Here is a 13343-nt window from a genome sequence, read left to right on the forward strand (position 1 = left end):
GCGGCCTACAACGCCGCGGTCACGATGATCTCGACGCGCAGGTCGGGCGCGGCCAGCCGGGCTTCGCAGGTCGCGCGCGTGGGCATGGCATCCGAGGGAATCCACGCCGCCCAGGCGGCATTCAGGCCGGCGAAGTCGCGGTCGATGTCCTGCAGCCAGATCTGCACCGACAGCAGGCGCGACTTGTTCGTGCCCACGCTGGCCAGGTAGCCGTCGATCTTGGCCAGGATGTCGGCCGTCTGCGCCTGGGCATCGCCGCTGCGGTCGTTCGCGGTGACGCCCGCAACGTACACCACCGAGTTGTGCACGACGATGCGTGAAAGGCGTGCGTTGGAGTCGTGGCGCTGGATGTCGCTCATGGTGTGTTTCCTTGTTGGATGGGTTGGGCGGGTTGAAAGGATGCGGCCGTCCGGCGCGCGAAGCGGTCGACGGCGAAGGCTTCTATCGGCAAGGTGCTGCGCCCTTCGGTGACGAGCTCGGCGACGATCTGCCCGCCGATCGGCCCCAGCTCGAAGCCGTGCGCCGAGAAGCCGAAGGCATGCACCAGATTCGGCGCGGCGCGGCTGGGCCCGATCACGGGAATGCCGTCGGGCATGAAAGCTTCCACGCCGGCCCATGCGCGGTTGACGCCCAGCGGCTTCAGATGCGGGAACAGGTCGGTCACCGTGCGCGCGCTGCGGGCGAGCCTGGGCATGTCGACGATGCCGTGCCGCGCGGCCAGGTCGGCGGTGCAGCGCAGGCCACCGCCGATCAGCACGGTGCCGTTGGCGAACTGCTTGAAGGACAGCGCGCGGCCTGTCGCGCCGAGCACCGGCGTGACGAAGGGCGGCGCGCGGTGCGTGATCATGAGCATCAGCCCGCCCCCTTCGACCGGCACCGCGTCGCCGGCCTGCGCGGCGAGCGCGCCGGCCCATGCGCCCGCGGTGTTGACCAGGTGCGTGGCGTCGAAGCTGCCGCGCGTGGTTGCCACATGCCAGCGGCCGGCGCGATGGTCGATGCGTTCGACGCGCGTTTCTTCGTTCACCTCGGCACCCGCGCGCTGGGCCGCGAGACGGAACGCGGTGACGGCGCGGTACGGCAAGGCATGGCCGTCGTCGCGCGCCCAGATGCCGCCGACCACATGCGGTGCGATGGCGGGCACGAGTTCGCGCACCTGCCGGGCATCCACGATGTCCTCATGGTCGAAGCCGAGCGCGTGCAGACGCGCCACGTCGGCGCGCAGCGTCTGCAATTCGTCGTCGGTCTCGGCCACCTTCAGCTGGCCGCTGGGCGCGAAGCACGCATCGTCGCCGACAAGATCGGCCAGCCGGTGCCACAGCGCGCGGGACGCCAGCGCAAGCGGAATCTCCGCGACGTGCCGGCCCAGCGTGCGCACGCCGCCTGCGTTCACGCCGGAGGCATGGCGGCCGCAGAACTCGGACTCCAGCACGATGACCTCAAGCCCGCGACGCGCGAGGTGCAGCGCGCTCGACAAGCCGTGCAGGCCGCCGCCGACGACGATCGCGTCCGCCGAGCGCTTCATTCCGCGCCCGCGAGCTCGCCGAGCGAAATCGGCTTGATCGGCGGCCGGATGCGGTAGTAGCCCACCTCGGCCGGCGTCACGCCGCGCGCGTCGGCGATCAGCTCGGTCACGGTCAGGCCGCACTGGCGCCCCTGGCACGGGCCCATGCCGCAGCGCCCGAAGGCCTTCGCCTGGTTCGGGCCGTCGCATCCGAGCGCCACGAACTTGCGGATGTCGCCAGCGGCGACTTCCTCGCAGCGGCACACGATCACGTCGTCGGCCGGAATGCGGTTGGCCTTCTTGGGCCGGTACAGCGCGTCGAGGAAGGGGCGAATGCGCAGGTGGTCCTGCAACGCCGCGCGAACCGGCGCGGCGCGCGTGTCGCGCTCACCGGTGGTGATCCGGCCGAGCCCATGCATCGCGCCGAGCGCGGCAAGCTCGCCCTGCAGCGCCGCTGCCAGCGCGCCGCCGATGCCCAGGCCGTCGCCGGCCACATGGACGCGTGGCACGTCCAGCGCACCCCAGGCGTCCGCCTCGGGCCGCCAGCACAGCTGCGCGTCGTCCCATGTGTGCCTGGCCCGCAGCGACCAGGTGAACTGGGTGTTCGGCACCACACCGTGGTGCAGCAGCAGGGTCGAGGTCTGGATGCGATGCGGCTTGCCGCCGACGGTGAAGCGCAAGGCTTCGACACCCTCCCCGCCTTCCGCGGCCAGGTCCTCGGCACCGGTATGGAAGGGCACGCCGGCGCGCTTGAGCACGCGCATGAGCGACAGCCCCTTCTTCAGGTAACGCCAGCCGGCCAGCGCGCCGCCGAGGTGCGACAGCGCGCGCCGGTAGTCCGCCATCGACGTCGTGTCGACCAGCGCGCGAATGGGCACGCCCGCCCGCACGTACTGCCAGCCGAGCAGGTAGAGCAGCGGCCCGCAGCCCGCCAGCACCACCGGTTCGGCCGGCACCACGTCGGCGCTCTTCAACAGGATCTGCGCGGCGCCGGCGGTGAGCACACCCGGCAGCGTCCAGCCCGGAATCGGGAACGGTCGCTCCATCGCGCCCGAGCAGATCACCACGCGCTCGGCCTGCAGCGTCGCGGTCGCACCGTCGCGCAGGTAATGCACCGCGCCTTCGGGCGTGACCTGCCAGACGGCCGCGCCGGTGAGGTGCCGTGCACCGCTGGTGGCAAAGGCCTCGGCGAGCGGGCGGCCCGCGGCATAGTCCGGCCCGAGCAGGTCGACCCGGCGCGCGGGCGCGTCGGTGATGGCGCGGTAGATCTGCCCGCCCGCACCGCGCTGCTCGTCGAGCACGACGACGCTGGCGCCGAGCCGCGCGGCGACGATGGCGGCCGACATGCCGGCCGGACCGGCGCCGACGATGGCGATGTCGCAACGTTCATTCGACATGCGCGGCCTCCCCGGCAAGCACGGCACCCGGGACATCGAGCGAACGCAGGCCGACTTGCGTGTTCACCCGCATGCCCTCGGCCACCGCGACCAGGCAGCTCTGCCGGTTGGGTTGGCCGTCGATCTCGACCAGGCAGTCGAAGCACGCGCCCATCATGCAATAGGGCGCGCGCGGCGCCCCGCTCACCGGCGTGGTGCGGAAGGCAGAAACGCCGTTGGCGAGCAGGGCCGCGGCCACGCTGCAGCCGGCCGGCGCCTGCAGCGCGCGGCCGTCGAAATGCAGGGTGACCACCGGCTCGCCGCGCGGCGAAGTGCCGGCGGGAACCAGGGAACGAAAGCGGACATCAGTGGGCATGGTGGAAGGTCTCGTTGCCGTTGAGGAAGCGGTCGCCGCTGAAGGCGTCGATGCCGGCCGGAAGATCGCTCCCCGCCTGGCCGGCGATCCACGGTGCGATGGAAAACGCATGGTTGGCGGCCAGCGTCACGCCGCTGTGGCAGGTCACGACGAAAGCGCCGGGGCACTGCGTCGACGCCTGGTAGATGGGAAAGCCGTCGGGCGTCATCACCCGCAGCGCACCCCACGCGCGCACCAGGCGCAGGCTCTGCAGCACCGGAAAGCTGCGCACACCGCGGCGCGCGATGGTGGCGAGCACGTCGGCGGTGGTGCCGTCGTCCAGGCCGACGTCTTCCAGCGAATCGCCGAGCTGGATCGTGCCTTCGTCGGTCTGGCGCACGTAGGTGGTCGGATGGTCCAGAAAGCGGGCGACACGCTCGCCCACCAGCACCTGGCCGCGGTTGGGCTGCACCGGCGCATGCAGGCCGACGTGCGGCGCCAGCGCGCGGTTGCCGAGGCCGGCCGCGAGCACCACGCGCGGCGCATGCCATGTCGCAGCCGCGGTCTCGACCTCGAAGCCGTCGGCCAGCGGCGCGACCCGCGTCGCACGGCTGCCCTGCGCAAAACGCACGCCGTGGTGTCGGCAGGCCGCGTGCAGCGCGCGCAACAGCTTCAACGGATTGGCGTGGCCGTCCATCGGCGAGTAGCTCGCGCCCGCGACGCCGGGGCCGATGGCGGGCAGCCGGGCCGCAAGCGACGCATGGTCGAGCATCTCGAAAGGGTAGTCGCCGTCGAGCGCAGCACGAATGTCGTGCATGCGCGCCTGGCGCGCCTGCATCTCGTCGTCGTTGAAGCAGAAATGGAAGCCGCCGGGCTGGCGCAGTTGCACGTCGATGCCGCTGTCCGCTTCCAGCGCGGCGGCAAGCTGCGGCCATTGCGCGGCCGACCCCATTGACCAGCGCGCATACGGCGTCATGCCGAAGCCCTTGCCCTGGACCCAGACGAGCCCGAAGTTGCCGCGCGAGGCGCGAAACGCGTCGTCGCCCTCGTCGAGCACGGTCACGCGGGTGCCGCGGCGCGCGGCGCCGTAGGCCAGCGCGGTGCCGACCAGGCCGCCGCCGACGACGATCAAATCACTTGTGTTCATGGAATGCGAAAAAAAAGGAAATGCCCGATGCAGGGCAGACGGACAGCGCGCGTTCAGCCCTTGCCGATCAGCACGCGGTCGAGCCCGACGAGGCGGTCGAGCAGCACCATCAGCACCACCGTGCCGACGATGAGCACGGTCGACACCGACGCCACCAGCGGGTCGATGGTCTGGGCGATCTGGTTGTACATGGCCACCGGCAGCGTCGTGGTGCCCGGCGTGGCGACGAACACCGTCATCGTGAGCTCGTCGAAGCTCTGGATGAAGGCGAGCATCCAGCCGCCCACCACGCCCGGCAGGATCAGCGGCAGCACGATGCGGCGGAAGGCGGTCGCGCGGCTCGCACCGAGCGAAAGCGCGGCCTTCTCGGCATCGCGGTCCAGCCCCGTGGCCGAGGCCAGCACCAGCCGCAGCGCGTAGGGCATCACCACCACGACGTGTGTCAAGGCAAGCCACACGAACGACCCCGACACGCCGATGGTGGTGAAGAAGCGCAGGAACGCCACGCCCAGCACCACGTGCGGAATCATCAGCGGCGACATGAAGAAGGCCGAGAGCACGCCGCGCCCCGGGAAGCGGTAGCGCACCAGCGCCAGCGCAGCCGGCACCGCGAGCACCACCGCGACCGTGGCGCTCGCCAGGCCCAGCCACAGCGAGAGCCAGAACGCGTTGACCAGCTCGGTGGCGCCGCCGATGGCGCGGAACCAGCGCAGCGAGAAGCCGTCGGTCGGCAGCGAGATGTAGCCCTTGCCGGTGAACGACACGAGCACCACCACGACCAGCGGCGCCAGGATGAAGGCGATGAAGACCGTGTGATAGATGAGGGAGAGCAGTCCGTTCTTGCGCATGGGGTGCCTTTGTGTCTCAAGCCTCGAAGACCTGCGCGTAGCGCCGCTCGAGCCAGCGGTTGAAGCCCGCGATGACGATCACGTTGGCGATGAGCAGCAGGATGGCGATCGACGCGCCCAGCGGCCAGTTCAGCGTGCTCAGGAACTCGTCGTAGGCGGCCGTGGCCACCACCTTGAGCCGCCGCCCGCCCAGGATGGCCGGCGTGGCGAAGGCCGAAGCCGCCAGCGCGAACACGATGATCCCGCCCGACAGGATGCCCGGCAATATCTGCGGCAGGATCACCCGCCGGAACACCGTGAAAGGCGCCGCCCCGAACGAGAGCCCCGCGTTCTCGACCTGCGGGTCGAGCTTCTGCAGCGAGGCCCACACCGAGATCACCATGAACGGCATCAGCACGTGCGTGAGCGCGATGACCACGCCCGTCATGGTGAACAGCAGGCGCACCGGCTCGTCGGTGAGGCCGAGCGCCTGCAGGCCCGCGTTGATGAGCCCGTTGTTGCCCATGAGGATGGCCCAGCCCAGCGTGCGCACCACCACCGACACCAGCAGCGGCCCGAGGATGACGATCAGGAAGATGCCGCGCCACGGCGCCTTCATGCGCGACAGGATGATGGTCTCCGGCACGCCGAACAGCACCGACAGCAGCGTGACCGCCAGCGCCAGGCCGGCCGTGCGCAGGAAGATCTCGTAGTAGTACGAGTCCGAGAAGATCTCGAGGTAGTTGCGCGCCGTGTAGTCGGGCAGCACGCCGCGCGTGCCGTCGAACGCGTGGAACGACAGCAACGCCGTGAGCGCGAGCGGAATCACCAGCAGCCCGAGGAACAGCAGCAGCGCGGGCGCGCTGAGGAACCAGGGTGCGGCACCCGCGCCTGCACCGGCACTGGAAGCCGCGCGTGGGGCGGTGGCGGCCTCAGCCATGCGCGGCCTCCGTGTCCAGCAGGCGCAGGTCGTCGTCCAGCCAGTGCACCGCGACGGCCTCGCCTTCGGCCGGCGGCACCGCGCCGATGTTGGGATGGCTCACGCGCATCGGCCCGAGCGCGCTGTCGACCTCGACCAGCCAGTGGTTGCCCAGGAAGAGCCGCGTGCGGATGGTGGCGGGAATGCCGTCGGCAGCCGACGCAGGTGCCAGCCTCACCTTCTCGGGCCGCACGTAGACATTGACCTCGCGCGCGAGCGCCTTCTCCTGGTGCGGCACGTGCAGCAGCGAATTGCCCACGCGCACCTCGCAGCAGCGCGCGTTGCGGGCTTCGACCACGCCCTTCAGCACATTGGTCTTGCCGAGGAAAGACGAAGCGAACGCCGACTCGGGCCGCTCGTAGGCCTCGTACGGCGTGGCGAGCTGCACGATGCGCCCGCCGTGCATCACCGCGATGCGGTCGCTCATGGTCATGGCCTCGACCTGGTCGTGCGTGACCAGGATGGTGGTGATGCCCAGGTGCCGCTGGATGCCGCGCAGTTCGACGTGCATGTCCTCGCGCAGCTTCGCGTCGAGGTTGGACATCGGCTCGTCGAGCAGCAGCACCTCGGGGCGCACCGCCAGCGCACGGGCGATGGCCACGCGCTGCCGCTGGCCGCCCGAGAGCTCCTTCGGGTAGCGCTTGCCCAGGCCCGGCAGCCGCACGAGGTCGAGCGTCTCGTCGATGCGCTTGAGCTTCTCGGCGCGCCGCATGCCGCGCATCTCCAGGCCGAAGCCGATGTTGTCGGCCACCGTCATGTGCGGAAAGAGCGCGTAGCTCTGGAACACCACGCCCATGCCGCGCTTCTCGGGCCGCATGCCGGTGATGTCGGCGCCGTTCAGGCAGATGCGCCCGCGCGTCGGCTCGACGAAGCCCGCCACCATCTGCAGGGTGGTGGTCTTGCCGCAGCCCGAGGGGCCGAGCAGCGAGATGAACTCGCCGCGCTCCACGTCCAGGCTCAGGCTTTCCACGGCGCGGAAGTCGCCGAAGGTCTTGCCGAGTCGATCGAGTTGAAGAAAGGTCATGCGTGCCTGCTCAGCGTTCGACGGTTCGGTTCCAGCGGTTGGTCCACTCGGCGCGCTTCTCGTTGACCACCGGCCAGTCGGTGGGCAGCAGCTTGTCGATCTGCGCCTTGCCGTACGGCACCTTGGCCGCGACCGCGGGCGTGAGCTGGGTGGTGGCATTGGCCGGGCCCCAGCCCTGCGTGTCGGCGAGGATGGCCTGCACCTCGGGCGTCAGCAGGTAGCTGACGAAGCCCTGCGAGAGCGCCGGGGCGGTGTTCTGCGCCACCGGGCAGGCGGCCGTCAGCAGGGCCGGTGCGCCCTCCTTCGGAATCACGAACTGCACCGGAAAGCCCGTGTCCTTCAGCGCCTGCACGCGGCCGCTGCCCCACACGGCCAGCAGGATGTCGTTGTTCTGAAACAGCTCGGTCCTCTTGCCCGGCGACGGCTCCCACGCCAGCACGTTGGGGCCGACCTCGCGCGCCATCGCCGTGAAGCCCGGGTCGATGTTCTTGTCGCCGCCCTTGCGCAGCTTGGCGAAGGTCAGCAGCGCCTGCAGCCCGTAGGTGTTGCTGATCGGCGGAATCGCGATCTTCTGCTTGAAGCGCTTGTCGGTCAGCGCTTCCCACGAGTCCGGCGGAGGCAGGTTGGCCTTCTTGAAGGCCTCGGTGTTGTAGGCGATGCCGGTGGCCACGATGCCGATGCCGACCGCGCTGTCGGTCATGCGCGCAACCGGGTACAGGTCCTTCAGCACCGGCGGGTTGCCTAGCTTGTCGCAGAAACCGAACTGCACCGCCTGGTACATCGGGCCGTCGTCCAGCAGCACCACGTTGAGCTCCTGCTTGCCCTTTTGCGCCTGCAGCTTGGCCAGCGTGTCGGTCGAGTTGCCCGGCACGTAGACGATCTTGACGTTGTTCTTCGCCTCGAACGCGGGGATCAGCCTCTCCTTGAAGGCCTTCTCCGTCGACCCGCCGTAGGAGCCGATGTACAGCGTGGTCGGCTGGGCCGACGCGGTGGACACCGCGCCCAGCGCACCGAGCGCCAGCACAGTGGACAGCGCCGCATTCACGGCCGCGGAAACGGGACGAAGCATCATGGGATTTCCTTTGTTGCGCACCAAAAAGTCGGGGTTTTCCCTATAGTGATGCGTTTTGCTTATGGCGCACCAGAATGGGTCCTGCGGTTCGTTTCACTCGCAGAACGCAGGTTAGCGACGCGGCCACCGGCTGAACAATCGTTGTTTTTCGGAAGCCCATAACATTCACGTATGGAGTTCGTCACATGAAGATTCGTCAGCTGGAGGCCTTTCGCGCCGTGATGCAGTGGCAGACCGTGACGCGCGCGGCCGAGTCGCTGCATGTGTCGCAGCCCGCCGTCACGCGGCTGGTGGCCGACCTGGAGGAAAGCGTGGGCTTCGCGCTCTTCCTGCGTGTGCGGGGGCGCCTGCAGCCCACCGCGGAGGCCGAGGCGCTGAGCGAGGAGGTCGAGCGCTCGCTGATCGGCATGGAGCGCATCGCACGAACCGCCGACGAGATACGGGCCTTGCAGCGCGGCGCGCTGCGCATCGCCGCTGCGCCCGCGCTGGCGCTGTCTTTCCTGCCGCGCGCCATTGCGGGCTTCCTGGCCGAGCACAACGACATCCGGGTGTCGCTGGCCAATCATTCGTCGCGCACGGTGGTGGACCTGGTGGTGAGCGAGCGCTGCGACGTCGGCTTCGTCATCCTGCCGATGAGCCACTCGAGCACGCACGGCGAGCGGCTGATCTCGACCCGCATGGTGTGCGTGATGCCAAGCGACCACCGGCTCGCGAAGAAAAAGCTGATCCGCCCGGCCGACCTGAGCGGCGAGCATTTCGTTTCGCATCCGCAAGCGCTCGAATCGCGGCTGCACATCGACGCGCTGTTCGCGTCCTACGGCATCGAGCGCAAGCTGCAGGTCGAGACGCAGGTGTCGGCCGGCGTCTGCGCGATGGTGGCCGCGGGGCTCGGCGTGTCGCTGGTGGACCCGATCACCGCGCTGGAGCACGGCGAACGGGGCCTGACCTTCCTGCCCTTCGAGCCGGTGATGGTGACGGAATTTTCCGTGCTCACGCCGGCGCGCAGGCCGTCGTCATTGCTGGTGGGCGCCTTCGTCGATCACGTGCGCAAGTTCGCTCTGGCGGAACTGGATCCGAGGTTCGTGAGCGACTGAGCCCTGCGGCGCGCTACCCGTGGTGACCGCAGCCTCCCGGTCCGTGGGGGGTGCTAGCGCGCGTCCAGCTCGACCCGAGGATGATGCTGCACATGTCGGTCCGCCGAAAGGCTGGATCCTTGAACGCCAGCACGTCATCGTTGAAGGTGCCGAAAGTGCTGTCGGGGCGGTGCTTCATGCCTTGGTAGAAGGCGTCGATGATGCCGTGCTGGAAGTCAGCCTCTCTCGGAAAGGCCGCGACCACGGCCTCGCGCTGCGCATCCGTGAAGTGTTCGTAGCCGCGGCCCGCCACGTCCATGCCGGCCCCCGCCTGCAACAGGGCGATCTCGGGACGCATGAACTGCGGTATGCCGGGCGTGGTGTGCAGGGCGACGGCGTTCCAGACCGTCTCGATGTCGCTCGCGGAGATGCCGTGCCCCTGGAGGAAATCACGTGCGGCGTTCGCGCCGTCCACCTCGAAGCGCAGCGGGCTGGCTTGGTAGCGCGCGGTGAGGCCGATGTCGTGGAACATGCAAGCCGCGTAGAGCAGTTCGGGGTCGAACTTCAACCCCGTGCGGCGACCCGTCAAGCCGCCCCAGCAATACACCCGCAGCGAGTGGTGGAAGAGCAGATCGCCCTCGGTGTCGCGAACGAGCTGGGTCGCTTCGCGCGCGAGTTTGCTGTCGGGGATGCACACCCCCGGGATTTTCTCGAGCATCATGGTGTTCTCCGATTGCTGAATCCACTGTCCGTACACGGCGTACAGGCGACTTGCCGCCAAGTCATGGCGAAAACCCGAAGAGTCGCGCGAAGTCCCGCACGCGCTGCCGCGGCATCCTTGTCTGGTTCACCTCGGCCTGCGGGTCGCCGTAGCCCATGGACATGCCGAAGACCGTCACTTCATCCGCCGCCATGTGCAGGTGCGAGGCGATCACGTCGTGGAACTGTGCGAAGGCAACCTGCGGGCAGGTGTCGACGCCACGCGCCTTCGCCACGATCATCAAGGTCTGCGCGAACAGGCCGAGGTCGATCCAGCTGTGCGGCTTCAATCTGCGGTCGATGCTGAAGATCAAACCTACCGGCGCGTCGAAGAACGCGTAGTTGCGCTCGGTCTGGCGAGTGCGCGCCGCAGCGTCGCTGCGATCGATTCCGAGCGAAGCGTAGTAGCGCCCTCCAAAATCCGTCAACCTCGCACGGAACACGTCCGGCAACGGCTCGGGGAAGTGGGCGGGCGCAGGGGCGGCTCCGGCGCGGGAAGCGCGGACCAGGGCGTCGGCCAATTCGTCCTTCTTGTCGCCGCTGACGGCATACACCCGCCAGGGCTGGATGTTGGCGCCGCTCGGGGCGCATGCCGCATCTTCCAGAATCTCTTCCACGAGTTCCCGGCGCAGCGGCTGCGCCTTGAAGGCACGCACCGAGCGCCGCGAGCGCACGACGGTGGCGACGCATCTCGCGATCGCGTCCTGTGGCCATTCCGTTGCCGTGAGGTCCATGGGTCACCCCTGTGGTGCGTCGTGGTACGAGATCCGGCCGGAGGGCAGGAAGAACAGCGCGATCACGGCGCCGCCCCTGGCTTCCGGGTAATGGTGGCTGCCTGGCGCCGGTGCGGTCCAGCCGCCGGTGCTCCAGCCGTTCGGCCCGTTCAGCGCGGCGCCGGCATTCATCGGCACGACCATGTTGAACTCGCCATAGGGATGGCCGTGGTATTGCCCGCGGAGCCGATGGTCGGAATGGCCCTGCCTGTTCCCGGCGCTGTCCATGTAGACAGCCGTGATGCTGAAGTAGCGCGTGCGCTCGGAGGGCTCGGCGATGCGGCTGCGGCGATAGCCCGGGCCGTCGATCTCGACGTTCGCTGCCCATCCGTCCGCCACGCCCGCCCTCACCAGGACGGACAAGGCCTGGTAGAGCTCGCTTTGCGGCCCGTACTTCTGGTTCAACCAGCGTTCGACCGCGCTGCCGGCGGTCATGTCCTTCACTTCATCGAGGAAGGGGATGCAGCGCTCGATCAGCGCCTCCTGCGTGTGGATGAGGGTATCGGCCTTCATGGTTTCGTCTCCGGCTGAATGACTGAACGCGATCATGGGCGATGCATGAAATGAATGGAACTGATGTATTTGCAGTTTCATAATGCATGCGGTTCAACTTGCGGAGCGAGATCATGAGCATCGGTCGTGTCGACCTGAACCTGTTGAAGGTGTTCGAGGCCATCTACGAGGACCGCAACCTGCTCCTGGCGGGCAAGCGCCTCAGCCTGACGCCGTCCGCGGTCAGCCATGCGTTGCGCAGGTTGCGCGAGCTCGTCGGCGACGAACTTTTCATGCGCACCGGAAAGGGCATGGTGCCGACCGGCCGTGCAACGGCGATGGCGCCGGGCGTGCGGGACTCGCTGCGCCGCATCGACGTCGTGCTCGGCGTGGAGCCGTTTTCTCCCGAGAAATCCAGGCGGCGCTTCGTCCTCGCGGCGAACGATCACGTGACTGCCGTGATCGTCGCGCCCTTGTCCCGCGAGCTGCAAAAGGTCGCACCGGGGGTGGAGCTCGTCATCCGGCCTTCCACGCGCCTGGACCTGGCCGAACAGATCGACCTGGGGCGCATCGACCTGGCGATCGGCATCTTTTCGCAGATCCCGCCTCGCCTGAACTCACGAACGCTGATGTCCCAGGGCGAGGCCATCCTGATGCGCAAGGGACACCCCGCTTCCCGCCGGAAGCTGACGCTGCGCGACCTGGCGAAGTACCCCCTCGTCACGCTGTCCGTCGGCGGGGAGGAAGAAGGTGCCGTGGGGGGCTTCATCGTCGAACGCGGCCTCGCACGCCAGTCGGAGATGTTCGACAGGCATGCGCTGGAGGAGGCGCTCCTCGAGTCGAAGGAGGTGCCGCGCTCCAGGGTCACCGTCCCGCACTCGCTCGCCATTCCCGCGCTGCTTCGCGACAGCCACATGCTTTCCGTCGTGCCCGCGTCCCTGGCCGTGGCGCTCACGAAAAGCGGCGATCTGGTTCGCCGACAACCGCCGTACGCAGTTGCGACGTCGGTCACGCGTGCGGTCTGGCACGGGCGCGACGAGCACGACGTGGGTCACGCATGGATGCGGGAGCTGGTCGCGCAGGCAGCTCGGATGGCGGAAACAGCCCCCGGATAGCACGGCCTTCGCCTGCGTGTTCGCCTGCGGCTGAAGCGAAGGCGCCAGCTCAGCCCTTGCCGCCGCGCGGCGCGTTCTTCGGCACTTTCTTCGGCGCCGCCAGCTTGCGCACCGGCTTCAGCGCAGGCGCCTCGCGCGCGGACTGCATGTGCTCGCTCTCGCCGATCGTCATGCCGATGATGCGCGCCAGTTGCCGGCTCACGCTCACGTACGCATGGCCCAGGCGGCTGTCGAAGTACAGCGAGTCGCCGCGCCCCAGGCGCACCACCTCGCCGTTGTCGAAGTGCACGTCGATCTCGCCCGACAGCACATAGGCGAACTCTTCGCCCGCATGCCGCACGAAGTCTTCCGGCCCGTGCACCTGCCGCGCATGCACGGTGCCGACGATCGGGCTCATCTGCTTGCCCGCCGCCGTGGTGCCCAGGAACTCGTAGGCGATGGCCAGGCCGCGGTACACCACGCCCTTGCCCGCGCGCGTGACCACCGGCCCGTCGAGCTGCGCGGGCTTGACGCCGGCACCCGCGAACATCGCGTTCATGTCCATGTCGAGCGCGCGGCCCAGCGCCGTGAAGTTCTCGTAGCCCAGCGCCAGTTGCCCGCGCTCGGCGCGCGAGATGGTGGTGATCGACACGCCCGAGCGCTCGGCCAGCTCCGCCAGCGTCCAGCCGAAACGCTTGCGCGCGGTGCGCAGGCGATGGCCGAATGTGGTGCGGTCCAGGGTGGGCGGCTGCTCCTTGGGCCTGGTTGCCGGCTTGGTCCCTGTGTGTGGATTCACGCGCGTCTTTCTCTGGTGGTGCAGGCAGATTCTGCCAGCCCGGCGCGCGCCATTGCTGCCGGCCCGCTCAACGCG

Annotated in this window: 15 protein-coding genes; 2 read left to right on the top strand and 13 right to left on the bottom strand. The window is 68.9% G+C overall.

The genetic code is table 11. From position 1 onward, the window contains the following. Positions 1-5: 5 nt before the first annotated feature. From AC0IYU_RS14510 to AC0IYU_RS14550, 9 genes are read right to left on the bottom strand one after another with little or no spacing between them, the layout of a single operon-like run. Positions 6-359, bottom strand: coding sequence for a RidA family protein (locus tag AC0IYU_RS14510; RefSeq protein ID WP_435483200.1), 354 nt, complete (start codon positions 357-359; stop codon positions 6-8). Further along, the gene (locus tag AC0IYU_RS14515; protein ID WP_472117928.1) at positions 356-1522 is read right to left on the bottom strand and encodes an NAD(P)/FAD-dependent oxidoreductase; all 1167 of its coding nucleotides are present in this window, start codon (positions 1520-1522) and stop codon (positions 356-358) included. Before AC0IYU_RS14515 ends, AC0IYU_RS14510 begins: the two co-directional genes overlap by 4 nt. Continuing rightward, positions 1519-2898 carry an FAD-dependent oxidoreductase gene (locus AC0IYU_RS14520; protein ID WP_435483198.1) on the bottom strand — a complete coding sequence of 460 codons (1380 nt, stop codon included), beginning with the start codon at positions 2896-2898 and terminating at the stop codon, positions 1519-1521. Before AC0IYU_RS14520 ends, AC0IYU_RS14515 begins: the two co-directional genes overlap by 4 nt. Next, the gene (locus AC0IYU_RS14525) at positions 2888-3253 is read right to left on the bottom strand and encodes a (2Fe-2S)-binding protein (RefSeq protein WP_435483197.1); all 366 of its coding nucleotides are present in this window, start codon (positions 3251-3253) and stop codon (positions 2888-2890) included. The genes AC0IYU_RS14520 and AC0IYU_RS14525 overlap by 11 nt, the downstream gene beginning before the upstream one ends. Continuing rightward, positions 3243-4379 (bottom strand): NAD(P)/FAD-dependent oxidoreductase, encoded by a 1137-nt coding sequence (locus AC0IYU_RS14530; RefSeq protein ID WP_435483196.1) that lies wholly within the window; start codon positions 4377-4379, stop codon positions 3243-3245. The genes AC0IYU_RS14525 and AC0IYU_RS14530 overlap by 11 nt, the downstream gene beginning before the upstream one ends. Before the next feature lie 53 nt (positions 4380-4432). Continuing rightward, positions 4433-5227 carry an ABC transporter permease gene (locus AC0IYU_RS14535; protein ID WP_435483195.1) on the bottom strand — a complete coding sequence of 265 codons (795 nt, stop codon included), beginning with the start codon at positions 5225-5227 and terminating at the stop codon, positions 4433-4435. Between the two features lie 16 nt (positions 5228-5243). After that, on the bottom strand, positions 5244-6146 hold the full coding sequence (locus AC0IYU_RS14540; protein WP_472117932.1) for an ABC transporter permease: 903 nt from the start codon (positions 6144-6146) through the stop codon (positions 5244-5246). Next, entirely contained in the window at positions 6139-7209 is a 1071-nt protein-coding gene (locus AC0IYU_RS14545) for an ABC transporter ATP-binding protein (RefSeq protein ID WP_435483193.1), read from the bottom strand. Before AC0IYU_RS14545 ends, AC0IYU_RS14540 begins: the two co-directional genes overlap by 8 nt. A 10-nt stretch (positions 7210-7219) precedes the next feature. Continuing rightward, complete coding sequence (locus AC0IYU_RS14550) at positions 7220-8281, bottom strand: ABC transporter substrate-binding protein (protein ID WP_472117935.1); 1062 nt, start codon at positions 8279-8281, stop codon at positions 7220-7222. 185 nt (positions 8282-8466) lie between these two features. Here AC0IYU_RS14550 and AC0IYU_RS14555 point away from each other — a divergent pair, with 185 nt between their 5' ends. Continuing rightward, positions 8467-9375: a LysR substrate-binding domain-containing protein gene (locus AC0IYU_RS14555; RefSeq protein WP_435483191.1), complete on the top strand. Its 909-nt coding sequence runs from the start codon at positions 8467-8469 to the stop codon at positions 9373-9375. Positions 9376-9388: 13 nt separating this feature from the next. Here AC0IYU_RS14555 and AC0IYU_RS14560 read toward each other — a convergent pair whose 3' ends face one another. From AC0IYU_RS14560 to AC0IYU_RS14570, 3 genes are all read right to left on the bottom strand, one after another. Continuing rightward, positions 9389-10072 carry an HD domain-containing protein gene (locus tag AC0IYU_RS14560; protein WP_435483717.1) on the bottom strand — a complete coding sequence of 228 codons (684 nt, stop codon included), beginning with the start codon at positions 10070-10072 and terminating at the stop codon, positions 9389-9391. Positions 10073-10136: 64 nt separating this feature from the next. Next, complete coding sequence (locus AC0IYU_RS14565; protein WP_435483190.1) at positions 10137-10847, bottom strand: nitroreductase; 711 nt, start codon at positions 10845-10847, stop codon at positions 10137-10139. 3 nt (positions 10848-10850) lie between these two features. Further along, positions 10851-11399 carry a 4-hydroxylaminobenzoate lyase gene (locus AC0IYU_RS14570; RefSeq protein ID WP_435483189.1) on the bottom strand — a complete coding sequence of 183 codons (549 nt, stop codon included), beginning with the start codon at positions 11397-11399 and terminating at the stop codon, positions 10851-10853. 113 nt (positions 11400-11512) lie between these two features. On the opposite strand from AC0IYU_RS14570, the gene AC0IYU_RS14575 reads away from it, so the two are divergent. Beyond that, positions 11513-12493 carry a LysR family transcriptional regulator gene (locus tag AC0IYU_RS14575; RefSeq protein ID WP_472117938.1) on the top strand — a complete coding sequence of 327 codons (981 nt, stop codon included), beginning with the start codon at positions 11513-11515 and terminating at the stop codon, positions 12491-12493. A gap of 49 nt (positions 12494-12542) precedes the next feature. Here AC0IYU_RS14575 and AC0IYU_RS14580 read toward each other — a convergent pair whose 3' ends face one another. Continuing rightward, positions 12543-13268 (bottom strand): helix-turn-helix domain-containing protein, encoded by a 726-nt coding sequence (locus AC0IYU_RS14580; protein ID WP_472117941.1) that lies wholly within the window; start codon positions 13266-13268, stop codon positions 12543-12545. Positions 13269-13343 lie beyond the last annotated feature (75 nt).

The organism is Variovorax sp. AC103 (assembly GCF_979254005.1).